The sequence below is a fragment of the Streptomyces sp. WM6386 genome, from assembly GCF_000972385.1.
GTDB lineage: Bacteria > Actinomycetota > Actinomycetes > Streptomycetales > Streptomycetaceae > Streptomyces.
This window is the reverse complement of the sequence record NZ_JXTE01000096.1, coordinates 1-22,884: the sequence shown is the minus strand read 5'-3', so window position 1 is coordinate 22,884 and position 22,884 is coordinate 1. Positions and strand designations below refer to the sequence as shown.

The 22,884-nt window shown below is 70.8% G+C and carries 20 protein-coding genes and 1 pseudogene; 18 read left to right on the top strand and 3 right to left on the bottom strand.

What is annotated here, in order from left to right:
* Nucleotides 1-232 precede the first annotated feature (232 nt).
* On the top strand, nucleotides 233-1,318 hold the full coding sequence (locus TN53_RS37000) for an IS110 family transposase (RefSeq protein WP_095046928.1): 1,086 nt from the start codon (nucleotides 233-235) through the stop codon (nucleotides 1,316-1,318).
* Between the two features lie 89 nt (nucleotides 1,319-1,407).
* On the top strand, nucleotides 1,408-1,809 hold the full coding sequence (locus TN53_RS36995) for a VOC family protein (protein ID WP_046263214.1): 402 nt from the start codon (nucleotides 1,408-1,410) through the stop codon (nucleotides 1,807-1,809).
* On the opposite strand, the gene TN53_RS36990 is transcribed toward TN53_RS36995, so the two are convergent.
* Both TN53_RS36990 and TN53_RS36985 read right to left on the bottom strand, forming a co-directional pair.
* Nucleotides 1,792-2,478 (bottom strand): helix-turn-helix domain-containing protein, encoded by a 687-nt coding sequence (locus tag TN53_RS36990; RefSeq protein ID WP_046263213.1) that lies wholly within the window; start codon nucleotides 2,476-2,478, stop codon nucleotides 1,792-1,794. The two genes, TN53_RS36995 and TN53_RS36990, sit on opposite strands and share 18 nt — an antisense overlap.
* A gap of 112 nt (nucleotides 2,479-2,590) precedes the next feature.
* Nucleotides 2,591-3,526 (bottom strand): AraC family transcriptional regulator, encoded by a 936-nt coding sequence (locus tag TN53_RS36985; RefSeq protein WP_046263212.1) that lies wholly within the window; start codon nucleotides 3,524-3,526, stop codon nucleotides 2,591-2,593.
* Nucleotides 3,527-3,606: 80 nt separating this feature from the next.
* Between TN53_RS36985 and TN53_RS36980 the strand changes: the two genes are divergently transcribed.
* Nucleotides 3,607-4,440, top strand: coding sequence for an NAD(P)H-binding protein (locus TN53_RS36980; protein ID WP_046263216.1), 834 nt, complete (start codon nucleotides 3,607-3,609; stop codon nucleotides 4,438-4,440).
* Between the two features lie 126 nt (nucleotides 4,441-4,566).
* Here TN53_RS36980 and TN53_RS36975 read toward each other — a convergent pair whose 3' ends face one another.
* Nucleotides 4,567-5,706: a YihY/virulence factor BrkB family protein gene (locus TN53_RS36975; protein WP_046263211.1), complete on the bottom strand. Its 1,140-nt coding sequence runs from the start codon at nucleotides 5,704-5,706 to the stop codon at nucleotides 4,567-4,569.
* Between the two features lie 422 nt (nucleotides 5,707-6,128).
* Here TN53_RS36975 and TN53_RS36970 point away from each other — a divergent pair, with 422 nt between their 5' ends.
* The 15 genes and pseudogenes from TN53_RS36970 to TN53_RS45995 form a co-directional block, all read left to right on the top strand.
* Nucleotides 6,129-8,537, top strand: a complete 2,409-nt coding sequence (locus tag TN53_RS36970) for a Pls/PosA family non-ribosomal peptide synthetase (protein WP_046263210.1) — start codon at nucleotides 6,129-6,131, stop codon at nucleotides 8,535-8,537.
* A 4-nt stretch (nucleotides 8,538-8,541) separates the two neighbouring features.
* Nucleotides 8,542-10,575: a non-ribosomal peptide synthetase gene (locus TN53_RS36965; RefSeq protein ID WP_046263209.1), complete on the top strand. Its 2,034-nt coding sequence runs from the start codon at nucleotides 8,542-8,544 to the stop codon at nucleotides 10,573-10,575.
* 13 nt (nucleotides 10,576-10,588) lie between these two features.
* Complete coding sequence (locus TN53_RS36960; RefSeq protein ID WP_046263208.1) at nucleotides 10,589-11,554, top strand: TauD/TfdA family dioxygenase; 966 nt, start codon at nucleotides 10,589-10,591, stop codon at nucleotides 11,552-11,554.
* Nucleotides 11,551-12,582: a 2,3-diaminopropionate biosynthesis protein SbnB gene (gene sbnB, locus TN53_RS36955; RefSeq protein WP_046263207.1), complete on the top strand. Its 1,032-nt coding sequence runs from the start codon at nucleotides 11,551-11,553 to the stop codon at nucleotides 12,580-12,582. The genes TN53_RS36960 and sbnB overlap by 4 nt, the downstream gene beginning before the upstream one ends.
* Nucleotides 12,583-12,626: 44 nt before the next feature.
* Nucleotides 12,627-13,598, top strand: coding sequence for a 2,3-diaminopropionate biosynthesis protein SbnA (gene sbnA / locus TN53_RS36950; protein WP_046263206.1), 972 nt, complete (start codon nucleotides 12,627-12,629; stop codon nucleotides 13,596-13,598).
* 146 nt (nucleotides 13,599-13,744) lie between these two features.
* Complete coding sequence (locus tag TN53_RS36945; RefSeq protein ID WP_046263205.1) at nucleotides 13,745-15,376, top strand: acyl-CoA dehydrogenase family protein; 1,632 nt, start codon at nucleotides 13,745-13,747, stop codon at nucleotides 15,374-15,376.
* A 388-nt stretch (nucleotides 15,377-15,764) separates the two neighbouring features.
* Nucleotides 15,765-17,054: a GAF domain-containing protein gene (locus tag TN53_RS36940; protein ID WP_046263204.1), complete on the top strand. Its 1,290-nt coding sequence runs from the start codon at nucleotides 15,765-15,767 to the stop codon at nucleotides 17,052-17,054.
* A gap of 152 nt (nucleotides 17,055-17,206) precedes the next feature.
* The gene (locus TN53_RS36935) at nucleotides 17,207-18,472 is read left to right on the top strand and encodes a hypothetical protein (RefSeq protein ID WP_046263203.1); all 1,266 of its coding nucleotides are present in this window, start codon (nucleotides 17,207-17,209) and stop codon (nucleotides 18,470-18,472) included.
* A gap of 215 nt (nucleotides 18,473-18,687) precedes the next feature.
* Nucleotides 18,688-19,260 (top strand): GNAT family N-acetyltransferase, encoded by a 573-nt coding sequence (locus TN53_RS36930; RefSeq protein ID WP_046263202.1) that lies wholly within the window; start codon nucleotides 18,688-18,690, stop codon nucleotides 19,258-19,260.
* Between the two features lie 127 nt (nucleotides 19,261-19,387).
* Nucleotides 19,388-19,471, top strand: coding sequence for a putative leader peptide (locus tag TN53_RS49400; RefSeq protein ID WP_310591794.1), 84 nt, complete (start codon nucleotides 19,388-19,390; stop codon nucleotides 19,469-19,471).
* A gap of 128 nt (nucleotides 19,472-19,599) precedes the next feature.
* Entirely contained in the window at nucleotides 19,600-21,297 is a 1,698-nt protein-coding gene (locus TN53_RS36925; RefSeq protein WP_046263201.1) for a nitrite/sulfite reductase, read from the top strand.
* Nucleotides 21,294-21,473, top strand: coding sequence for a hypothetical protein (locus tag TN53_RS36920; RefSeq protein WP_046263200.1), 180 nt, complete (start codon nucleotides 21,294-21,296; stop codon nucleotides 21,471-21,473). The genes TN53_RS36925 and TN53_RS36920 overlap by 4 nt, the downstream gene beginning before the upstream one ends.
* Nucleotides 21,470-22,180, top strand: coding sequence for a phosphoadenylyl-sulfate reductase (locus TN53_RS36915; protein WP_046263199.1), 711 nt, complete (start codon nucleotides 21,470-21,472; stop codon nucleotides 22,178-22,180). Before TN53_RS36920 ends, TN53_RS36915 begins: the two co-directional genes overlap by 4 nt.
* Nucleotides 22,177-22,740: an adenylyl-sulfate kinase gene (gene cysC, locus TN53_RS36910; RefSeq protein WP_063776292.1), complete on the top strand. Its 564-nt coding sequence runs from the start codon at nucleotides 22,177-22,179 to the stop codon at nucleotides 22,738-22,740. The genes TN53_RS36915 and cysC overlap by 4 nt, the downstream gene beginning before the upstream one ends.
* A pseudogene (locus TN53_RS45995) lies at nucleotides 22,737-22,884 on the top strand (sulfate adenylyltransferase small subunit); the annotation flags it as partial. The gene cysC and the pseudogene TN53_RS45995, both read left to right, overlap by 4 nt.

The following is a 22,884-nucleotide window of genomic DNA, read 5'->3' as shown; positions in this document are numbered from 1 at the left end:
TCGACTGACAGTGATGATGTTCGTGGTGACGCTGCGGGTGGGTCTGACCCGTCGACTGACTGACGTTTCGACTGTCCGGTTTGGGATTTGTCGGCCCGCCGGGCGTCGCCACGCACACAGCCGGACGGGTGTTTGTGACTTCATAGGAGCTTGGTCCAGAAGCCCCGTCACTGTCTTGTCCACCCGCCCGACCGGCGCGTGCCGCCCTCGGAACGGACTCGCAAGGACGGACATGACCAGCATGACGCACGACGGCCCGAAGATCACCGGCGGAGTCGACACCCATGGCCTGACTCACCACGCCGCGGTGATCGACTCCGTGGGCCGGCACCTGGCCGACCGGGAGTTCCCTGCCACCGTCCGCGGCTACCGGGACCTGCTGGACTGGATGCGTTCGCACGGCAGGCTGAGCGCGGTCGGGGTGGAGGGCACCGGCGCCTACGGCGCCGAGCTTGCCCGGGTGCTGACCGCTGCGGGGGTCGCCGTCGTCGACGTGGACCGCCCGGACCGCAGGACACGGCGGATGAAGGGAAAGTCTGACCCGATCGACGCTTATGCCGCGGCGATGGCCGTGCTCTCCGGCCGGGCCACCGGCATCCCGAAGAGCCGGGACGGCGTGGTCGAGGCGGTGCGGGTCCTGCGGATCGCCCGCCGCAGCGCGGTCAAGGCCCGCACCCAGACGATGAACCAGATCCGGGGCCTGCTGGTGACGGCTCCGGCGATGCTGCGCGAGCAGGTCGCCGGGCTGGACCGGGCCGTGCTGATACGCACCCTGGCCCGGCTGCGGCCCGGCGACGACCTGTCCCGTCCGCTGGCCGCGACCCGGGCGGCCCTGCGCCGCCTGGCCCGCCGACACCAGGCGCTCGACGATGAGATCACCGAGCTGGACGCCGAGATCGGCCCGCTGGTGAAGCAGGCCGCCCCCGCCCTGCTGGAGCTGTTCGGTGTCGGACCTGAGACCGCCGGCCAGCTGCTCGCTTCGGCTGGGGACAACCCCGAACGGATGCGGTCCGAAGGCGCGTTCGCGCACCTGGCGGGGGTCGCTCCGATCCCTGCGTCGTCCGGCCGCACTCACCGCCACCGCCTCAACCGCGGCGGGGACCGGGCCGCAAACAACGCTCTGCACACCATCGTGCTCGTCCGCATGCGCTACGACGAACGCACCCGGGCCTATGTCGCACGGCGCACCAAGGAAGGACTGTCCAGGAGGGACATCACACGCTGCCTCAAGCGATTCGTCGCCCGCGAGGTCTATCGCGCTCTGACCACCACACCAATCGAACGAATCACTCAAACCGACCTTGCTCCTGCGGCTTGACGTCTATAGGAGCATCCACGGGAAGCGTCGCCGAGGACACGTCCGATTCCTTCAAGACCGACCGTCCCCGCCCTGCCTACGGTGGCCGCATGACTCCACGATTCGATGCCATCGGCCTGATCGTCTCCGACATGGCCGCCTCCGTCGCCTTCTACCGCCGCCTGGGGTTCGAGTTCCCCGAGGGGACCGAGCAGGAGGGGCATGTCGAGGCACAACTGCCCGGCGGGCTGCGGCTGTTGCTGGACACCGAGGAGGTGGTGCGGTCCTTCCACGCGGGCTGGCAGCCGCCTACGGGCGGCGGTCGCACGGGGCTGGCCCTGCGGTGCGACAGTCCCGCCGAGGTGGATTCGGTCTATGAGGAGTTGGTGGGCGCCGGTCATCACGGCGAGCTGAAGCCGTGGGACGCGGTCTGGGGCCAGCGGTACGCGAGCCTGCTCGACCCGGACGGCAACGGCGTCGACCTGTTCGCGCCGCTACCCGCGGCCGAGTAGCTCGGTCAGCGGCAGACCGGCCAACTCCCTGACGTCCCGCGCCAGATGGGCCTGGTCGGCGAAGCCGGCGCGAACCGCCGTCTCCGCGTACGGCACTCCGCCCCGGGCCAGGCCGAGCGCCCGCTGCAATCGCAGCACCCGGGCCAGGGTCTTGGGGCCGTACCCGAAAGCGGCGAGGCATCTGCGGTGCAACTGGCGGGCGCCGAGAGCGAGTTCGTCGGCGGTGGCGGCGACCGGTCGGCCCGCGTCGAGGGCGTCCACGACATGTCGTAGCAGAGGATCGCCAGGTTCGGCATCGGCCGCCCGCCCCAGCACCACCTCTTCGAGCCCGCTCGCCGGATCGGCGGCCGCGTTCACGCGCGCGGTGAGCCTCCGTACCTCGGCGGGCGGCCAGAGGTCGGCGAGGTCGACGCGCCGGTCGAGCAGTTCGCGGGCGGGAATGCCGAGGAGCCTGGGCGCGGTGCCGGGAAAGAAGCGGAGCCCCGCCCACGCGGTCGACGCGCCTTCGGTGACGTACGCACGTGTGTCGGGCCCGGCGACGAGCAGCCGCCCTTCGTGCCACAGCAGATCCATGCACCCGTCGGGCAGGACGCGCCCGGGGCCGGATCCGGACGGGGTATTGGTCCAGACGACGGCACCGTCGAGCCGGGAGGCCCACTCCGAGTACATATGGCTCAGGCTACGCTCGGCGCGCCCCTTCAGGGGCGCGGGGCTGTGCCGATGTGCGGCTTCCGCCGCGTGGGCGCGACCAGCCACAACCGACCGGCACCCGGCAACGCTCCTACGCCACCCTCCCCCGATGCTCCTGCGGACTCACCCCGTACACCCGCTTGAAGGCACTGGACAGCGCGAACGCACTCCCGTACCCCACCTGCCGGGCGATCGCGTCGAGCGTCGCGTCACTGTCCCGAAGACGATCCGCGGCCAGGGCCAGCCGCCAGCCCGTCAGATACGTCATCGGCGGCTCCCCCACCAACTCCGTGAACCGCCGCGCAAGAGCGGCCCGGGAGACCCCCGCCTTCGCCGCGAGGGACGCCACCGTCCACGGATGTGCCGGATCGTCCTGGACGAGTCGCAGCACCCGCCCGACGACCGGGTCCGCCATCGCCCGGTACCACGCCGGTGCCGCCGCCTCGGGCCTGGAGAACCACGCCCGCAGTGCCGCGATGACCAGCAGGTCGAGCAGCCGGTCGAGGACGACCTCCTGGCCGGGCTCGTCGCGCACGATCTCCTCCATGAGGAACGGTGTGAGCGGGCAGTCCCACACGTCGGAGGTGAGGGTGAGCAGCGGAGGCAGCGCGTCCAGTAGCCGCCCGCTGACCTCGCCCTGCCACAGATACGTGCCGATCAGCATCACGGCCGACCCGTCGAGCCGGTCGCCCCAGGTCCGTACGCCCAGGTCCATGGAGCCGTTGAGGGCGGGCCCGTCCGGGTAGTGGCACTCGGCGCCCGGCAGGATCACCGCCTGTGGTGCGGTGCCGGGGTCGTCGGCGCAGGTGTACGGGTCGGGGCCGCGGGCGATGGCGAGGTCGCCGGCCCGCAGCCGTACCCGCTCTCCCGTGTCCGGCGTGATCCACGCCTCGCCGCGGATCATGAGCATGACGGTGAGGGGGGCGCGGTCCTCGATGCGTACGCACCAGGGGGGTTCGAAACACGCTCGGATCATGAAGGCGCCCCGCGCGCGGGGGCCCTCCAAGAGGCCTGCGAGAGCGTCCATGCGGCCAGCGTAGACGGCCGCGTATGGGAATGAGCCGTTCAGCGATGGGGTATTGGGGCGTGCGGCCGTTGACTTGGGGCATGGCAGACAACACGGCGAAGAAGACAGTGGTGGTGACCGGCGCCTCGGGTCGTACGGGCAGCCGGGTGGCTCAGGCGGTAGGGGCGGCGGGGTTCGAGGTGCGGGCCGCGTCCCGGGCGCAGGGCTTCGACTGGGAGAACCCGACGACCTGGGCGGAGGCCCTGCGGGACGCGGACGCGGCGTATCTGATGTACCCGTCCGACGTCGGCTCTCCTGCGGCGGCCGAGGGTGTGGGGGCGCTCGCCCGGGAGGCGGTCGGGCTCGGCGTACGGCGGCTGGTGCTGCTGTCGGCGCGGGGTGAGACGCAGGCGCTGGCGACGGAGGAGGCGTTGAGGTCGTCGGGGGCCGAGTGGACGGTCGTACGGGCGTCGTGGTTCTCGCAGAACTTCAGTGAGGGGCCGCTGGTGGCGGAGTTGCGGCGGGGGGAGCTGGCGTTTCCGGCGGGTGAGGTTCCGGAGCCGTTCCTCGATGTGCGGGACATCGCGGATGTGGTCGCGGTGGCGCTGGCGTCCGGGGACGCCTATGTGGGGCGGACGCTGGAGCTGACGGGGCCTCGGTTGCTGTCGTTCCGGGAGGCGGTCGCGGAGATCGCCGAGGCCGCCGGGAGGGAACTGGCGTACATCCCGGTTCCGGCGCGGGAGTACGGGGAGGCGCTGGTGGGGTTCGGGGTGCCGGCCGAGGAGGCGGAGTTCCTGGTGGAGGTGTTCGAGGGGCTGCTCGACGGGCGGAACGCGCGTCTCACGGACGGGGTCCGGGAGGTGCTCGGGCGTGCGCCTCGGGAGTTCGGGGACTTCGTTCTGGAGGCTGCGGCGGCGGGGACCTGGAAGTCGTAGTGGGGGTGCACGAGGTACGGGGGCCGTGGGTCGTGTGTGGTTGCTCGCGCCCACGCGGCGGTAGCCGCACACCGACACGGCCCCGCGTCCCTGGGCTTGCCCGGCAGCCCGGCAGCCCGGCGACTTCTAGGAACCGTCCTCCTTGTGCGGCGGATGCGTGTTCTTCACATGCGTGCGCAGACGGGACGTCACATCCTCCGGCGGCAGGAACCGCGACCACCGCTCGGGGAACTCCGAGGGCATGTCGGGGTCCTCCGGGTCGATCTTGTGGTGGGCCGCGGCTCGTGCGACGTACTCGGCGACCTGCGCCTCGCGGACCCGTTCGTTCGCGGCGCGGGCCGCGGCCGTCGCGGCGGCCGGCCAGACGCGGTCGATCGCGGCGTTGACCGCGGCGCCGACGAGGACGGCGAAGGCGGAGACGCCGATCCACAGCATCACGGCGACGGCGGCGGCGAGGGAACCGTAGATCGACGCGCCCTCGATGGTGTTGGTGAGGTAGATGCGCAGCAGGAAGCTGCCGAGCACCCACATGGCGAGGGCGACCAGTGCGCCGGGCACGTCCTCGATCCAGGGGGAGCGCACGGGTACGGACACGTGGTAGAGCGTGGTCAGGAAGGCGATCGACAGGAGCATCACCACCGGCCAGTACAGGACCTGTACGAGGGTCTCCGACCACGGAACGATCCGCACCACCGCGTCCGGGCCCGCGACCATCAGCGGCAGCGCGATGGAGCCGATCAGCAGGGCCGCGAGGAAGAGCAGGAACGCCACGAGTCGGGTCTTGACGATCCCCCGGACGCCGTCGAGGCCGTACATGACGGTGATGGTGTCGATGAAGACGTTGACCGCGCGGGAGCCGGACCACAGGGCGAAGAGGAAGCCTATGGAGATGACGTCGGGGCGGCCGCCGTTCATCACGTCGTCGAGGATCGGCTGCGCGATCTGCCGTACGCCCTTGTCGGACAGGACGGTGCGCGAGGCCTCCAGGAGGTTGGCCTCCAGGCTGCTGATGCTGTCGGTGCCGGTCCAGTCGTCGACGTAGCCGAGCAGGCCGATCATGCTGAGCAGCAGTGGCGGCACGGACAGCAGGGTGAAGAACGCGGCCTCGGCCGCGAGGCCCAGGATGCGGTACTCCATGCACGAGTTGACGGTGTCCTTGAGCAGCAGCCAGGCGGTCCTGCGCTTGGAGACGTCCCGATAGAGGGCACGGGCCCGGTGGAGGCGGCCGGAGGGGGGCCGCTGGGGGGATTCACTTGCTGGCTGCACGCCCTAAAGGTATCCGTCGCGGGAGGCTGCACTCATCCCCCGGGTGGGCACCGGGCCCATGTGAGCACGTAGGCGATTCGAACCGTTTTCCTGTCATGTCCGCGTTGGCCGAAATGTTCGGTCAGTGATGTGAACACCCCGGTCCGGAAATTCCCAGGGTTCGGAAACAGGCCAATGACCGGAAATCTCTTGAAGCGTTCATGAATCTGCCGAAACAATCCTGATTGCATTCGTTGCGTATGCCGAGGATCACTCGGGCGCACACGACACGGGGGAATTCACGGGTCACTGACCATGACCTTTTCCAGCCGCGTTGCCTGTGACTCGCCCTTTTCCGCGGCCACTCTCATCACATTCGGAACACGTCGCACCGCATTTCTCACTGCCCCCGGGGAACTGCACCAATCACCGAGGAGCTCTCTGTGCCGAACGGCACTGAACGTGTTCTCGCGGAAGTCCTGGCCGGTGTCGTCCAAGTGGACCATGTACCGCCCGACAGCCACTTCTTCGAGGATCTCTGCGCCAACTCTCTCGTGATGGCCCACTTCTGCGCCCGGGTCAGGAAACGCCCGGGCCTGCCGTCCGTGTCGATGCGGGACGTCTACGGCCATCCGACCATCCGCAGCCTGGCGGCCGCGCTCGATCAGGCCCCCGAACCCGCCGTGGCCAGGGCCGAGGAGCCGCCACCGCCGCCGGGCAGCACCCCCCGCTACGTCCTGTGCGGCGCCCTTCAACTGCTGGTCTTCGGCCTGTACTGCGTGCTCGCCGGGGCCGTGACCGCCCGCGGCTACGAGTGGGTCTCCGCCGGCGCCGGAGCCGTCGGGATCTATGGGCGCTCGACGGTCTTCGGCGGCGGTCTCTTCCTCGGCGCGTGCGCCGTGCCGGTGGCGGCCAAGTGGCTGCTGGTCGGACGGTGGCGGGAGACCGAGTTCCCGGTCTGGAGCCTGGCGTACGTCCGTTTCTGGACCGTGCGGGCACTGGTGCAGGCCAGCCCGATGGCACTGTTCGTCGGCAACCCGCTCTACGTGCTCTATCTGCGGCTGCTCGGCGCCCGCATCGGACCGGGCGTGACAATCCTGTCCCGCTCCGTGCCGGTCTGCACCGACCTGCTGACGATCGGCGCCGGCACGGTGATGCGCAAGGACTCCGCCTTCCTCTGCTACCGGGCGCACAAGGGCCTGATCCAGACAGGACCGGTCACCCTCGGCCGGGACGCGTTCGTCGGCGAGAAGACCGTCCTGGACATCGGCACCTCCCTGGGCGACGGCGCCCAGCTCGGCCACGCCTCCGCCCTGTACGGCTGCGCCACGGTTCCCGCCGGCCACCGATGGCACGGCTCCCCGGCCCGGCCCACCGACGTCGACCACCTCCGCGTCCCCCCGGCCCGCTGCTCCACCCCGCGCCGGGCCGGGTACGCACTGGCCGCGCTGCTCCAGACGCTCCTGCTGTACGCCCCGCTCGCGATCGGCGGCACCTGTCTGCTGCTCACCATGGGGCCCGGCCTGGACGTGCTGCTGACCCCGGACTCCCAGGACCTGACGTCGGCGGCGTTCTACGGCGAGGCGCTCGGCCTGTCGATCGGCACCTTCCTGGCGTTCGTCGTCCTCGGACTCGCCACCGTGACCCTGGTGCCGCGGGCGCTCAAGCCGCTGCTGCGCGCGGACCGGACGTATCCGCTGTACGGCTTCCACTACTCCGTGCACCGCGCGATCGCCCGCCTGACCAACATCAAGTTCTTCAAGTGGCTGTGCGGCGACAGCTCGTACATCGTCCACTATCTGCGGTCCATCGGATACGACCTCTCGCACGTGGAGCAGACCGGTTCCAACTTCGGTACGGAGGTGCAGCACGAGACGCCGTACCTGGCCACGGTGGGCAGCGGCACGATGGTCGCCGACGGGCTGTCGATCCTGAACGCCGAGTACTCGGGTACGTCCTTCCGCGTCGCCCGCGCCACGATCGGGGCGCACAGCTTCCTCGGCAACCACATCGCCTACCCGGTGGGCGGGCGCACCGGTGAGAACGTCCTCCTCGCGACGAAGGTGATGGTCCCGCTCGACGGCGAGGTCCGCGAGGGCGTGGGGCTGCTCGGCTCGCCCAGCTTCGAGATCCCGCGCACCGTGGAGCGCGACACCCGCTTCGACCACCTGCGCGAGGGCGCCGAACTGGACCGCCGCCTCACCGCGAAGAACCGTTTCAACCTGCGCTCGATGGGGCTGTTCCTGTTCATCAGGTGGCTGCACTGGTTCGCGCTGATGGTCATCGGGTTCGCCGCGATCGACCTGTACCCGCGGGTCGGGGTGTTCCTGATCGGCCTGTCCCTGATGGCGGCCCTGCTGTTCAGTATCGCTTACTACGTCCTGGTGGAGCGGCTGCTGTGCCGCTTCCGGCCGCTGCGGCCGCTGCTGTGCTCGATCTACGACCCGCGCTTCTGGCAGCAGGAGCGGCTGTGGAAGGTGCCCGACAACCACCTCGTCGTACTGAACGGCACCCCGTTCAAGAACACCGTCTGGCGGCTGCTGGGCGTACGGGTCGGCCGCCGGGTCTTCGACGACGGCGCCTCCATCACCGAGCGCACCCTCGCCGCTATCGGCGACGACTGCACGCTCGGCGCACACACCAAGGTGCAGGCCCATTCGCAGGAGGACGGCACCTTCAAGTCCGACCACATCACGATCGGCGCCGGCTGCACGCTCGGCACCGGCGCACTCGTCCACTACGGCGTCTCGATGGGCGACGGCGCCGTGCTCGCCCCCGACTCCTTCCTGATGAAGGGCGAGGAAGTGCCGTCGCGGGCGCACTGGGGCGGAAATCCCGCGGTGGGGAGGTAAGGCCATGAACACGATCCCGCAATGGACCCTCGACCCGAGGCCCGGCACCGCGGTGTACGAAGTCCCGCTGCCGGAGGGCCTGTCGGTCGACGCACAGGCCGTACGGGCCGCACACGACAGGGTGCTCGCCACCTTCTCCGCGGACCGCGACGACACCGTGCTCCACGTCGCCGTCACCGGCCGCACGCTGCGTCTGCGCTACCGCACCGACGTCCTCGACCGCGAGGCCGCCGCCCGGATCGCCGGCTACCACCTGACCGCCCTCACCACACCGGTACGGCGCAGCCTGCTGTCCGAGGCCGAACTCCACTCCCAGCTGGAGGAGTTGGCGGGACCGCGACGCGCACTGCCGGACCGGCGGGTGCATGAGCTGTTCGAGGAGCGGGCGAAGGCCCATCCCGACGCCGTGGCCGCCGTGGAAGGGGGCAGGCAGTGGACGTACGGCGAACTCAACTCCCGGGCGAACCGCATCGGCCGGGCCCTGCTGGGGCACGGACTGCGACCCGAGGGCGTCGTCGCCGTCATCATGGAGCGCGACCTCGACTGGCTGGCCGCCGTGCTGGGCGTCCTCAAGGCGGGCGGCGTGTATCTGCCGGTCGAGCCGCACTTCCCGGCCGGACGCATCCGGGCGATCCTCACCCGCGCCGACTACAACCTGATCCTCACCGAGGACTCCGTGGCGGCCGCCTACGAGGAGGGCCACGCCGATACCGACCTCGGCGTCCCCGTCGCGGCGGACCAACTGGCCTACATCTACTTCACGTCGGGCTCCACAGGCGAGCCCAAGGGCGCGATGTGTGAGCACGCCGGATTCGTCAACCACGTCCTCGCCAAGCTGGAGGACCTGGACATCGGCCCCGGGCAGGTGGTCGCGCAGACCGCGCCGCAGTGCTTCGACATCTCCCTGTGGCAGCTGCTGGCCGCGCTGCTGGTGGGCGGACGGACGCTGCTGGTCGGGCAGGACACGATCCTGGACGTGCCGCGGTTCGTGGACACGATCGAGCGCGGCCGGGTCAATGTGCTCCAGGTGGTGCCGTCGTATCTGGAGGCGGTACTGGCCGAGTTGGAGCAGCGTCCGCGTGAACTGCCGCATCTGCGGCGGGTGTCGGTGACCGGGGAGGCGGTGAAGAAGGATCTGGTGGAGCGCTGGTTCGCGGCCCGGACCGGGATCCCGCTCGTCAACGCCTACGGTCTGACGGAGACTTCGGACGACACCAACCACGAGGTCATGGACCGGGTGCCCGACGAGGCACGGGTCCCTCTCGGGCGGCCGATCGCCAACGTGCGGATCTACGTCGTCGACGAGCAGTTGATGCCCGTGCCACTGGGCGCGCCCGGCGAGATCGTCTTCTCCGGGGTGTGCGTGGGCCGCGGATACGTCAATGATCCCGAGCGGACCAAGGCGGCGTTCGCCGAGGACCCGTACCGGCCCGGCGAGCGGCTGTATCGCAGCGGGGACCACGGGCGCTGGCTGCCCGACGGGAAGCTGGAGTTCCTCGGCCGCCGGGACACCCAGGTGAAGATCCGCGGCTTCCGCATCGAGATCGGTGAGATCGAGAACGCGCTGCTGCGGGTGCCCGGCGTCCGGGACGGGGCGGTGGTCGTCGTACGGGGGACGCAACTGGTGGCGTTCTGCACCGGGTCGGCGCCGGTCGACGCGGGTGTCGTACGGGAGAGGCTGGCCGCCTCGCTGCCCGCGTACATGGTCCCGTCGGTCGTGCACTGGCACCGGCGGCTGCCGCTGACCGCCAACGGCAAGACCGACCGGCGCACGCTCACCGCGCTCGCCGAGGACCTCGACACGCGAACGGACGGACCCAGTACGCCGGTTGAGCACCGGCTGGCCGCCGCCTGGGCCGAGGTGCTCGGGATCCCGGCCGACCGGATCGGCCGGCACGACCACTTCTTCGACCGCGGCGGCACCTCGCTGGCCGCCGTGAAGCTGGCGATCGCCCTGGACCGGGCGATCACCCTCAAGGACGTCACCCGCCACCCGGTCCTCGCCGACCTCGCGGGTCTGCTCGACCGAACCGCCTGAAAGGAAGCACCTGATGCCGCTCTCCACTGCGACCGGCCGTCCCCCGCTGCTGCAGGCCGAGCCCGGCCGTGCCCCGGAGGCCTGGTCGGCCGAGCACCGCGACGAACTGCGGGCCGCCGTCGCCGAACACGGCTGCCTGCTGGTCCGCGGCCTCGGCCTGAGCGACCCCGGCTCCACGGCCGCCGTCCTCACCCGCCTGGCCGACTCCCTGATGCCCGACCGGGAGCCCTTCGCGCCCCGGCGCAGCTACACCGACGGCGTGTACTCCTCCTCCAAATGGCCGCCGAACCAGCAGATGTGCATGCACCACGAGATGAGTTACGCCCTGGAGTTCCCCGCCCTGCTCCTGTTCGCCTGTCTGGAGGCGCCCGCGTCCGGCGGTGCCACCGCGCTCGCCGACTCCCAGGCCGTGTTCGACGCGCTGCCGCCGGAGCTGACGGGGAGGTTCGAGCAGGAGGGCTGGGTGCTGACGCGGACGTACCACGACGAGATCGGGGCGTCGGTCGCCGAGGCCTTCGGCACCGACGACCGCGCCGCGGTCGAACGCTACTGCCGTGCCCAGGCCATCGACTTCGCCTGGCAGCCGGACGGCTCCCTGCGCACCCGGCAGCACCGCGGCGCCGTGCTCGACCACCCGGGGAACGGCCGCCGTTGTTGGTTCAACCAGGTCGCCTTCCTCAGCGAGTGGACGATGGAGCCCGAGGTGCGCGAGTACCTGGTGGAGGTCTACGGGCCGGACGGGCTGCCCTTCAACACCCGCTTCGGCAACGGCGATCCGCTCGGCGAGGACGTCGTCCGCACGATCAACAAGGTGTACGACACGCACACCGTGCGTGAGCCGTGGCGCTCCGGCGATCTGCTGCTCGTCGACAACATCCGTACGGCACACGGCCGGGAGCCGTTCGAGGGCCCGCGCGAGGTGCTGGCCGCGCTGGCCGATCCGGTACGGCGTGCCGACCGCGAAGTGAGGACCGTATGACCACCCTGACCGCACCGCCGTTCGCCGTGATCTCCGGCAGCCAGGTCCAACAGGCCCTGCACGGGCGGGAGTCGGAGATCGCCGATCTGGTCGAGGCCGTGTACCGGCTGCACGGCACGGGCGACTGCGTGAACCCGCCCTCGTACTTCCTGCGTTTCCCGGACCGCCCGACGTCCCGGATCATCGCGCTGCCCGCCTCGCTCGGCGGCCCGCTGCGGGTGGACGGCCTGAAGTGGATATCGAGCTTCCCGGAGAACACCCTCTCGGGCCTCCCCCGCGCGTCGGCGGTCCTGATCCTCAACGACCCCGACACCGGCTACCCGTACGCGTGTCTGGAGAGCTCGGTCATCAGCGCCACCCGCACCGCGTCCTCCGCGGCTCTGGCGGCCGACCGTCTCAGCAGTGGCAGGACCCGCCCGACCCGCGTCGGCTTCATCGGCACCGGCCTGATCGCCCGCTACGTCCACACCCATCTCACCGGCACCGGCTGGGAGTTCGAGGAGACGGGCGTGCACGACCTGTCCCCGAAGAGCGCGGCCGGGTTCCGCGGCTACCTGGAGCGGTCGGGATCGAAGGGCCGCGTGCAGGTCCACGACGACCCCGAAACCCTCATCCGCTCCTGCGACCTGCTGGTCTTCGCGACGATCGCGGGGAAGCCCCATGTGCACGACCCGTCCTGGTTCACCCACCACCCCCTGGTGCTGCACGTCTCACTGCGCGACCTCGCCCCCGAGATCCTGCTCGCGTCCGCCAACTTCGTCGACGACGTCGAGCACTGTCTCAAGGCGGACACCTCCCCGCACCTGGCCGAACAGCTCACCGGCAGCCGGGACTTCATCGACGGCACGCTCGACGACGTACTGACCGCACGCGTCACCGTGCCCGCCGACCGGACCGTGGTGTTCTCACCCTTCGGCCTGGGCGTGCTCGACCTCGCGGTCGGCAGGTTCGTCCACGACGAAGTGGCCGGGCGGGGGGAACTGCACGTCATCGACGGGTTCTTCCACGAGCTGCGCCGGTACGGCTGAGCCACGCGCGCACGTGGCGCACGGAATCAAACAGGGGGAACGGCATGCCCGTCATATCCGATCCGGCCCAGTTCAACGAGGAGGAGCTGTACGTCGACCTACGATCCGCGCTCGGCCTTCCGCTGTACCTGAAGTGCGAGGGCTTCAACTTCGCCGGGTCCATCAAGATGAAGGCCGCGACCGAGATGGTGGACGCCGCCGAACGCGAGGGGCTGCTGCGGCCCGGCTCGGTCCTGGTCGAGTCGTCGTCCGGGAACCTGGGCGTGGCGCTGAGCGTCATCGCGGCGAGCCGGGGCTACCGGTTCCAGTGCGTGACCGACGTGCGCTGCAACGAGGCGAGCGTCCGGCTGATGGAGTCGCTCGGCAGCCGGGTGCACATCATCGAGGAACCGGACACCCACGGGGGTTTCCTGGGCGCGCGGATCGCGTACGTGCGCAGGCTGTGCGCCTCCGACGACCGGTACGTGTGGCTCAACCAGTACACCAACCAGGGCAACTGGAAGGCGCACTACCGCACCACGGCCCCGGCCATCGCCCGCCGCTTCCCACGCCTTGACGTCCTGTTCGTCGGCGCCGGCACCACCGGCACGCTGATGGGCTGCGCCCGCTGGTTCTGGCAGTGGCGCCGCCGCGTCCACATCGTCGCCGTCGACAGCATCGGCTCGGTCACCTTCGGGGGCCCGCCCGGCCGCCGCATGATCCCGGGCCTGGGCACCAGCGTGCCGCCACCGCTGCTGGACATGTCGTACATCGACGACGTGGTCCGGGTGCGGGAGACGGACACGGTACGGATGTGCCGCAGCCTGGCACACCGGGGGTTCCTGTTCGGCGGCTCGACGGGAACGGTGGTGAGCGGGGCGGGCCAGTGGCTGGACCACCACGGACGGCGGGGCCTGACGGCGGTGGCGATCGCCCCGGACCTGGGCGAGCGATACCTGGACACGGTCTACCGAGAGGATTGGCTCACGGAAGGAGCGGAGTCCGAACTGGCGGGCCTGATGGCAGCGCCCCGCTAGGGGCGCGGGGCTGTATCGATGTGCTGCTATCGCCGCGATGGGGGTCCCTCCCGCTCGAGCGAAGCCGAGAGTGGGGGAGCGACAAGCCACATCTGACCCGCACCCGCCGAACGACTTCACACCCCCACGGCGGGTAGGTTCCCCACATGGCAGGCACCACGCACACTGTGACGAACCAGCCCCCGCCCCTGATCGGCCACGACGTCTACACAGCCGACAAAGCCCTGGTGGCAGCCGTGGAGCGCCACACGGAACCCGACCTCCTGGACGAAGTCCACAGCGAGCTGTCGGCCCTCGGCAAAACCTCCGGCTCCGCCCAGGTCCAGGAATGGGGCGCACAGGCCAACGAGAACCCACCCCGCCTGAGGACCCACGACCGCTACGGCCACCGCGTCGACGAAGTCGACTTCCATCCCGCCTGGCACCGCCTCCTCGGCAAGGGCGTCTCCGCCGGCCTCACCGCCGCCTGGACCCGCCCCGCCGGCCACGTCCGACGAGCCGCCGCGTTCCTGATCTGGACCCAGGTGGACGCCGGCAACCTCTGTCCCCTGTCGATGACCCATGCCGCCGTCCCCGCGCTCCGTACGGACCCCGCCCTCGCCGACGAGTGGGAGCCCCGTCTGACCTCGATGGTCTACGACCGTGAGCTGCGCCCCGCGCACCAGAAGGCGGGCGCCCTGTTCGGCATGGGGATGACGGAGAAGCAGGGCGGCAGCGACGTACGGGCGGGCACCACCCGGGCCACCCCGCTGGCCGAGGACGGCACCTACGAGCTGACCGGCCACAAGTGGTTCTGCTCGGCCCCCATGTCCGACGGCTTCCTCGTCCTCGCCCAGGCCCCCGACGGCCTCACCTGCTTCCTCGTCCCGCGCGTCCTGGACGACGGCACCCGCAACCCGTTCCGCATCCAGCGTCTCAAGGACAAGCTCGGCAACCGCTCCAACGCCTCCGCCGAGGTCGAGTTCGACGGCACCTGGGCGCGCAGGGTCGGCGAGGAGGACCGAGGGGTGCGGACCATCATCGACATGGTCGCGGCGACCCGGCTCGACTGCGTGCTCGGTTCGGCGGGTCTGATGCGGCAGGCCGTCACCCAGGCCGTCCACCACTGCACGTACCGCGATGCCTTCGGCGGCAAGCTCGTCGACAAGCCTCTGATGCGCAACGTCCTGGCCGATCTCGCCCTGGAGTCCGAGGCGGCGACCACCCTCGCGCTGCGGCTCGCGGCGGCCTACGACGACGACGGCGAGCAGGAGCGGGCGTTCCTGCGGATCGCGGTGCCGGCCGCCAAGTACTGGGTGACCAAGCGCTGCCCCCCGGTGACCCTGGAGGCCGCCGAGTGCCTGGGCGGCAACGGCTACGTCGAGGAGTCGGGCCTGCCCCGGCTGGTGCGCGAATCCCCGCTCAACTCGATCTGGGAGGGCGCCGGCAACATCCAGGCCCTGGACGTCCTACGGGCCCTGCAACGAGAGCCGGCGGCCCTGAACGCCTACCTCCAGGAGGTCGGCAAGGCCCGCGGCGCCGACCACCGCCTGGACGGCGCGATCAAGAACCTGCTGACGGAACTGGCCGACCTGGAGGGCATCGAGGCCCGAGCCCGACGACTCACCGAGCGACTCGCGCTCGTACTCCAGGGCTCGCTGCTGGTCCGTTTCGCACCACCGGAGGTAGCCGACGCCTTCTGCGCGTCCCGCCTGGGCGGAGACGCAGGCACGGCGTTCGGCACTCTGCCCCACAGTCTGCCGTTGGCTTCCATCGTGGAGCGAGCCCGACCGACCTAGGGGCGCGGGGAACTGCGCGACCAGCCACAACCGGCCCGCAGACGCCAACGCACCTCAAGAGGCACCCCGGGACGCGAACCTGCCCGACCGCCGGAGGTAGGTGGTAGGGGGTGGTGCTGCGCCGACACGGCACCACCCCCGCCTTGGCCCGTTCGAGGCCGCGAACGCCGCTCGGGACGGCGTCGCTCAAGTTTCAAACAAGGCAGGGCCGTCCACCAGGGTTGCAGGGGGTTGCAACTTGCTGCTGACTGTGGCCGGACTGTGTCCCTCCGCGAGGGCCGAAAGGCACTATGAGACGGACAGTCAGGACGGACGTCGCACACGTGGCCGAAAAGCAACGAGCAACCGGTTGTCCGCAGCCCCTCATCAGCCCATCCGGGAGGATCCCGTGGCGCACCCGCAGACGGACGTCACCCAGCTCGCCGCCGTGGACGCGGCGCGTGCGGCACGGGTGCTCAGCGACGTGCGCTCCGCCACGCTCTCCGGGCAGCGGGCCCCGGTCGCGCCCCGTCCCGTGATCGAGCAGTCCTGGGGGCGGATGCTGCGCGGCGGGGTCGATCCCGACCATGACTTCCGGGCCGGGCCGCTGTCCCGGGAGGAGGTGCAGCGGCGGCGTGAGACCTCGGTGCTGCGGCACGTCCTGCCGGTGCTGCGGCAGGGGCTGGTGTCGGTCGCGGACGCCGCCCACCACATCATGGTGGTCGCCGACGAGGAGGGCCGGGTGCTGTGGCGGGAGGGCAGTTCCCCGGTGCTGCGCAAGGCCGACGGGACCGGCTTCGAACTCGGCGCGGACTGGCGGGAGAACGTCGTCGGCACCAACGGCATCGGCACCCCGGTGGTGGCCCGCCGGCCGGTGCAGGTCTTCGCCTCCGAGCACTTCGTGCGTTCGCAGACCTCCTGGACCTGCACCGGGGCGCCGATCACGGACCCGCGGGACGGCCGGCTGATCGGTGTGGTGGATGTGAGCGGACCGCTGGACACGATGCATCCGGCGACCCTCGCCTGGGTCGACTCGGTGGCCAAGCTCGCCGAGGCCCGGCTGCGGGAGCTGCACCAGGCCTCCCTCGAGCAGCTGCGCGCGGTGGGGGCGCCGGTGCTGGCGCGGCTCGGCGGCCGGGCCCTGGTGGTGGACGGGGACGGCTGGACGGCCGCGGTGACCGGGATGCCGTACCAGAACCGGATCGGGCTGCCCAAGTCGCCGACGGCGGGCCGACGGTGGCTGCCGACGCTGGGTCTGTGCTCGGTGGAGCCGCTCGGCGGGGGCTGGTTGGTGCGGGCGGCGGCGGAGCCGGTGCCGGAGGGCACCACCCGTATCGTCCTGGATCTGTCGCAGCCGCGCCGCTGGTCGGTGACGGTGTCCGGGATCGCCGGGTCGTGGAGCCATGAACTGAGTCCGCGGCACGCCGAGTTGCTCTATCTGCTGGCCGTGCACCGGGGCGGTCGCAGTGCGGCGGGCCTGGCCGAGGACCTGTTCGGCGACGCGGAGCGCAGGGTGACGGTGCGCGCGGAGATGTCCCGGGTTCGCCGGTATCTCGGGGGACTTCTGGAACACCGGCCGTATCGTTTCTGCGAAGGTGCGGAGGTCGAGGTCCTGCGCCCCGCCGACCCGCACGATCTGCTGCCGCACTCCACGGCACCCGCGGTGACCGGCAAGCGGTTGCCCGTACCCCTGCCCTGAGGCACCCAACAGGCGGCATCTTTCGCATATTTGCAGGGTCTTCGTCACCGGCAGGGTCCGACTGCCGTAGCATCCCTCTACGGGCCACCCCACCTGCTCCTTGGTCAACGTACGGATCACCAGGCGCAGTTGGCCCGCCTCGGGAGGACGACATGATGCAGCGCGGCAGACACCGCAGGCAGAAGCGGGGCAGAGCGGCACGCGCCTTCCTGGCCGGGACCGCCCTCGCGCTCACCGCCGCCGCCACGATGATCAGTGCCTCACAGGCCACGGTCGCCGACGAACCCGGGGCACTGAAGCCGCTCGCCACGTCCGCCGAGACGGACGTACTGCGCCTGCGGGAGCACCTGGAGCCGCAGCGCAGCCTCGACCGGCTCGCCTCCGCGATGGGCACACCGGTCGGCGTCAGCGCCGTCCTCGACAGCGCCGACCACTCGCTGCGGACCGCCGCCGACTGCACCGCCACCGAGCGCGAGGCGCTGCCCGTCGAACCGGCCGCCACCCGCGCGTACTGCTGGGACGCCGCCGACACCCGGTCCTGGCGGGCCGGCGCGGTCACCACCTCGGGCGACGCGGACGACGACGGTCTGTGGGGACAGAACCGGGTGATCCTCTCCGCCTGGTCGCAGGGCGCCCATGATCTGGCCCGGGTGGCGTTCATCGACGCCAACGACCTGGAGCGTCCCACCTACTCCTGGGTCCTGCTCACGGTCCCGGTCGACGGCGGCCGCGACTACCGGGCCCTCGACTCCCGGATCTCCGGCATGGTCTGGTACCAGGACAAGCTGCTGGTGACCGCCGCCGAGGGGCTGTACGTGTACGACATGGACCGCGTCCAGCGCACCACGGTGGACAGCCCCGCCGTCGGCCGCGTGGACGGCGGCTGGGCAGGGCACGGCAGCCGCTGGGTCCTGCCCGCGGTCGGCACCTACAGCCTGGCCGGCGGGAAGGCCGCCGCCCAGCCCGACTATCTCTCCCTGGACCGCAGCACCTCCCCCGACAGCCTGGTCGCGAGCGAGTGGGTCTCCACGGACGACGACCGGGACGTCCGGCTGTGGCGCTACGACTTCAGCGCCGCCTCCGACCGCGCCGGCCTCCTCACCACCGACCCCGCCGGGTACACCCGGGTCGACGAGGCGTACGAGACGAAGGCGGCCGGCGTCGGCGCCGTGCTGTCGTACGGCTCGAACTGGTACCTCGGCCGTGCCACCGACGCGGACGGCGGTCACGGGACGCTGTGGCGGCAGAGCGCGACCGGCGCGCGGGCCGCCCGGTGCGGCACCGACGAGACCCGCCAGTGCTGGAGCACCGAGTCGGAGTCCCTCTCCTACTGGGAGGCGACCGGCGAGGTCTGGTCCCAGTCGGGCCGGGTGCTGTTCGCCATGCCGCTGGCGTCGGTCGACAGAGCGCTGGGCTAAGCGCTCCGCGGGAAGTGCCGCGATGCGCCGTCGGCCGTCCGCGGCGCCGTCGTGGCTGGTCGCGCCCCGCGGCGGAGCCGCATATGGAAACGGCCCCGCGCCCCTTCAGGGCGCTGGCGAACCGTAGAGGACTTCACCCGACCCGCTCAGGGCCCGCCGGGCGGATCACGGGGCGCGTTCGACAGACGATCGGGCCGGATGGTTCCCTGGCGGGCATGGCCAACATCCCCGTGACCACCTGGTCCCTGGAACAGACCGACCCGACCGACGTCCTCCCGGCCGCCGGGCCGGCCGGGGACGTCGAGATCGTGCGCTCCGAGGTCCCTTCCCCCGAGTTCAGCCGCTTCCTGTACGCCTCAGTCGGCGGCGACATCCTCTGGATCGACCGGCTCGGCTGGACGTACCCGCAGTGGGAGGAGCACCTGGGCCGGCCCGGCGTGGAGACGTGGGTGGCGTACGACCGGGGCACGCCCGCGGGGTACGTGGAGCTGGAGCCGCAGGACGACGGGGTCGTGGAGATCGTCTACTTCGGGCTGGTCCCGGCCTTCCGGGGCCGCCGGATCGGCGGCCACCTGCTGTCGTACGGCGCCGCCCGCGCCTGGGACCTCGCGGACCGCTGGCCGGGGCTGGCATCGACGAAGCGGGTCTGGCTGCATACGTGCAGCCTGGACGGCGAGCACGCCATGGACAACTATCTGCGCCGGGGCTTCAAGCTCTTCGACACCAAGGTCGAGGAGGAGCCCGACGTGGCCGCTCCGGGACCCTGGCCGGGCGCCTACCCGGCCTGACCTGCCCAGACAAGACTCCGCGCACAGGATGTGATCGAGACCACCCTTGTCTCACTCTTCGGGACAAGGGTGTCCGCATGATGGACGAAGCTGGACTGTGTCCAGATCGCCGTGACACGCTTCCGTCATGTCTGGAACTGGAATTGCCTTGGTGAGTCGGCGGCACGTCGACCTCGGCCGCATGTCCAGCGCCATCTGTCCGGCGCGCTAGCGAGCCTCGGCGCCGCCCGACATCTCCCGCATTGGTCTCATTCCTGCGCAATGCTGCGCACGTACACGTATGCGCCCGTACGCGCAGGTCAGAGCCGCTTTCCCGCCTGTCCCGAAGGACGAATAACCATGGCCGCCACCCCGCAGAACCCTGCTGCCACGACTCCGCGCCGCAAGGTGAGCCGTCACCGCGGTGAGGGCCAGTGGGCCGCGGGACACCACACCCCGCTGAACGGCAACGAGCAGTTCAAGAAGGACGACGACGGTCTCAATGTGCGGACACGCATTGAGACGATCTACTCCAAGCGAGGCTTCGACTCGATCGACCCCAACGACCTGCGCGGCCGCATGCGCTGGTGGGGCCTCTACACCCAGCGCAAGCCCGGGATCGACGGCGGCAAGACCGCGATCCTGGAGCCGGAGGAGCTGGACGACAAGTACTTCATGCTGCGGGTGCGGATCGACGGCGGACGCCTCACCACCCAGCAGCTGCGCGTGATCGGCGAGATCTCCGAGGAGTTCGCGCGCGGCAGCGCGGACGTCACCGACCGGCAGAACATCCAGCTGCACTGGATCCGCATCGAGGACGTCCCGGAGATCTGGAACCGCCTGGAGGCGGTCGGTCTCTCCACGACCGAGGCCTGCGGCGACTGCCCGCGTGTCGTCATCGGCTCGCCGGTCGCCGGTATCGCCGAGGACGAGATCATCGACGGCACCTGGGCCATCGACGAGATCCACGAGCGCTACATCGGCAGCCACGAGTTCTCCAACCTGCCGCGCAAGTTCAAGACGGCGATCTCCGGCTCGCCGCTGCTCGACGTGGTCCACGAGATCAACGACATCGCGTTCGTCGGTGTCGAGCACCCCGAGCACGGTCCCGGTTTCGACGTGTGGGTCGGCGGCGGCCTGTCCACCAACCCCAAGCTCGGCGTCCGGCTCGGCGCCTGGGTGCCGCTGGACGAGGTGCCCGAGGTGTGGGCCGGCGTGGTCGGCATCTTCCGCGACTGGGGCTACCGCCGCCTGCGGACGCGCGCCCGTCTGAAGTTCCTCGTCGCCGACTGGGGCCCGGAGAAGTTCCGCCAGGTCCTGGAGGACGACTACCTCCAGCGCAAGCTGGTGGACGGCCCCGCGCCCGCCGAGCCCTCGGGCCGCTGGCGCGACCACGTCGGCGTGCACCGCCAGAAGGACGGCCGTTTCTACGTCGGCTTCGCCCCGCGCGTCGGCCGCGTCGACGGCGCCACGCTGACGAAGATCGCCGAGGTGGCCGAGGCGCACGGCTCGGGCCGGGTCCGTACCACCGTCGAGCAGAAGATGATCATCCTCGATGTCGAGGAGGCGCAGGTCGAGCCGCTGGTCGAAGCCCTGGAGGCCCTTGACCTGACGGCCAGGCCCTCCTCGTTCCGGCGCGGCACCATGGCCTGCACCGGCATCGAGTACTGCAAGCTCGCCATCGTCGAGACCAAGGCACGCGGCTCCCAGCTGATCGACGAACTGGAGCGCCGCATCCCGGAGTTCGACGAGCCGCTCACCATCAACCTCAACGGCTGCCCGAACGCCTGTGCCCGTATCCAGGTGGCGGACATCGGTCTCAAGGGCCAGCTCGTGCTCAACGACCAGGGCGAGCAGGTCGAGGGCTACCAGGTGCACCTGGGCGGCGCCCTCGGTCTGGAGGCCGGATTCGGCCGCAAGGTCCGTGGTCTGAAGGTCACCTCCGAGGAACTGCCCGACTACGTCGAGCGGGTCCTGAAGCGCTTCCAGGCCGAGCGCGAGGAGGGCGAGCGGTTCGCCGCCTGGGCCTCCCGCGCCTCCGAGGAGGCCCTCTCATGAGTGAGCGGGCCGCCCCCTTCTACTGCCCCTACTGCGGCGACGAGGACCTCCGTCCGAGCGAGCAGGGCCACGGCGCGTGGGAATGCGCCGCGTGCAACCGCGCTTTCCAGTTGAAGTTCCTCGGGCTCCTCGCCCGGGGTCTTCAGCAGAACGAAGCAGGGGGAGAGCAGATATGACCGCCGTTCAGGAAGAACGTACGACCGACGATCTCAAGGCGCTCGCCGAGCAGGCGGGCCGCGACCTGGAGGACGCCTCCGCGCTGGAGATCCTCCAGTGGGCCGTCGACACCTTCGGGGCACGCTTCTGCGTGACCTCCTCGATGGAGGACGCGGTCGTCTCCCATCTGGCGTCCCGGGTCCGCAAGGGCGTGGACGTCGTCTTCCTCGACACCGGCTACCACTTCGAGGAGACCATCGGCACCCGGGACGCGGTCGAGGCCGTGATGGACGTCAACGTCATCACGCTGTCGCCGACGCGGACGGTCGCCGAGCAGGACGCCGAGTTCGGCCCGAAGCTGCACGACCGCGACCCCGACCTGTGCTGCAAGATGCGCAAGGTCGAGCCGCTGGAGCGGGGCCTGAAGGACTACCTGGCCTGGGCGACCGGACTGCGCCGCGACGAGTCCCCGACCCGGGCGAACACCCCGGTCGTCGGCTGGGACGAGAAGCGCCGCAAGGTCAAGATCTCCCCGATCGCCCGCTGGACCCAGGACGACGTGGACGCGTACGTCGCCGAACACGGCGTCCTCACCAACCCGCTGCTGATGGACGGCTACGCCTCCGTCGGCTGCGCCCCCTGCACCCGCCGGGTCCTGGAGGGCGAGGACGCGCGCGCCGGCCGCTGGGCGGGCCGCGGCAAGACCGAGTGCGGGCTGCACGAATGACCATCACCGAGAAGGAGTTGCACGTGACGACCGGAGCCACCGTCTGGCTCACGGGTCTGCCGAGTGCCGGCAAGACCACCATCGCGTACGAGCTGGCAGGCCGGCTGCGCGAGGAGGGCCATCTCGTCGAGGTGCTCGACGGCGACGAGATCCGCGAGTTCATCTCGGCGGGCCTCGGCTTCAGCCGCGAGGACCGGCACACGAACGTGCAGCGCATCGGCTTCCTCGCCGAGATCCTCGCCCGCAACGGCGTCAAGGCGCTCGTCCCGGTGATCGCGCCCTACGCGGACAGCCGTGAGGCGGTACGCAAACGCCACCAGGAGAGCGGGGCGGCGTACCTGGAGATCCACGTGGCCACTCCGGTCGAGGTGTGCTCCGTACGCGATGTGAAGGGTCTGTACGCCAAGCAGGCCGCGGGCGAGCTGTCCGGGCTGACCGGCGTCGACGACCCGTACGAGGAGCCCGACTCGCCCGACCTGCGGATCGAGTCGCAGGACCAGACCGTCCAGGAGTCCGCGGCGGCTGTGCACGCGCTGCTCACCGAGAGGGGACTGGCATGACGACGACCGTTGCGGCGGTGGCGGAGGGCACGGACGCTCCGTACGCCCTCTCCCACCTGGACGCTCTCGAATCCGAGGCCGTGCACATCTTCCGCGAGGTGGCGGGCGAGTTCGAGCGGCCGGTGATCCTCTTCTCCGGCGGCA

Excerpts from the sequence above, each read along its gene's own strand:
- TN53_RS36945 (WP_046263205.1), top strand. The coding sequence starts at position 13,745 with ATGGCAGGCACCACGCACACTGTGACGAACCAGCCCCCGCCCCTGATC.
- cysC (WP_063776292.1), top strand. The coding sequence starts at position 22,177 with ATGACCATCACCGAGAAGGAGTTGCACGTGACGACCGGAGCCACCGTC.
- TN53_RS36920 (WP_046263200.1), top strand. The coding sequence starts at position 21,294 with ATGAGTGAGCGGGCCGCCCCCTTCTACTGCCCCTACTGCGGCGACGAG.
- TN53_RS36960 (WP_046263208.1), top strand. The coding sequence starts at position 10,589 with ATGCCGCTCTCCACTGCGACCGGCCGTCCCCCGCTGCTGCAGGCCGAG.
- TN53_RS36995 (WP_046263214.1), top strand. The coding sequence starts at position 1,408 with ATGACTCCACGATTCGATGCCATCGGCCTGATCGTCTCCGACATGGCC.
- TN53_RS36980 (WP_046263216.1), top strand. The coding sequence starts at position 3,607 with ATGGCAGACAACACGGCGAAGAAGACAGTGGTGGTGACCGGCGCCTCG.
- sbnA (WP_046263206.1), top strand. The coding sequence starts at position 12,627 with ATGCCCGTCATATCCGATCCGGCCCAGTTCAACGAGGAGGAGCTGTAC.
- TN53_RS36990 (WP_046263213.1), bottom strand. The coding sequence starts at position 2,478 with ATGTACTCGGAGTGGGCCTCCCGGCTCGACGGTGCCGTCGTCTGGACC.
- TN53_RS36930 (WP_046263202.1), top strand. The coding sequence starts at position 18,688 with ATGGCCAACATCCCCGTGACCACCTGGTCCCTGGAACAGACCGACCCG.
- TN53_RS36915 (WP_046263199.1), top strand. The coding sequence starts at position 21,470 with ATGACCGCCGTTCAGGAAGAACGTACGACCGACGATCTCAAGGCGCTC.
- sbnB (WP_046263207.1), top strand. The coding sequence starts at position 11,551 with ATGACCACCCTGACCGCACCGCCGTTCGCCGTGATCTCCGGCAGCCAG.
- TN53_RS36985 (WP_046263212.1), bottom strand. The coding sequence starts at position 3,526 with ATGGACGCTCTCGCAGGCCTCTTGGAGGGCCCCCGCGCGCGGGGCGCC.
- TN53_RS36965 (WP_046263209.1), top strand. The coding sequence starts at position 8,542 with ATGAACACGATCCCGCAATGGACCCTCGACCCGAGGCCCGGCACCGCG.
- TN53_RS36925 (WP_046263201.1), top strand. The coding sequence starts at position 19,600 with ATGGCCGCCACCCCGCAGAACCCTGCTGCCACGACTCCGCGCCGCAAG.
- TN53_RS37000 (WP_095046928.1), top strand. The coding sequence starts at position 233 with ATGACCAGCATGACGCACGACGGCCCGAAGATCACCGGCGGAGTCGAC.
- TN53_RS36935 (WP_046263203.1), top strand. The coding sequence starts at position 17,207 with ATGATGCAGCGCGGCAGACACCGCAGGCAGAAGCGGGGCAGAGCGGCA.
- TN53_RS49400 (WP_310591794.1), top strand. The coding sequence starts at position 19,388 with ATGTCTGGAACTGGAATTGCCTTGGTGAGTCGGCGGCACGTCGACCTC.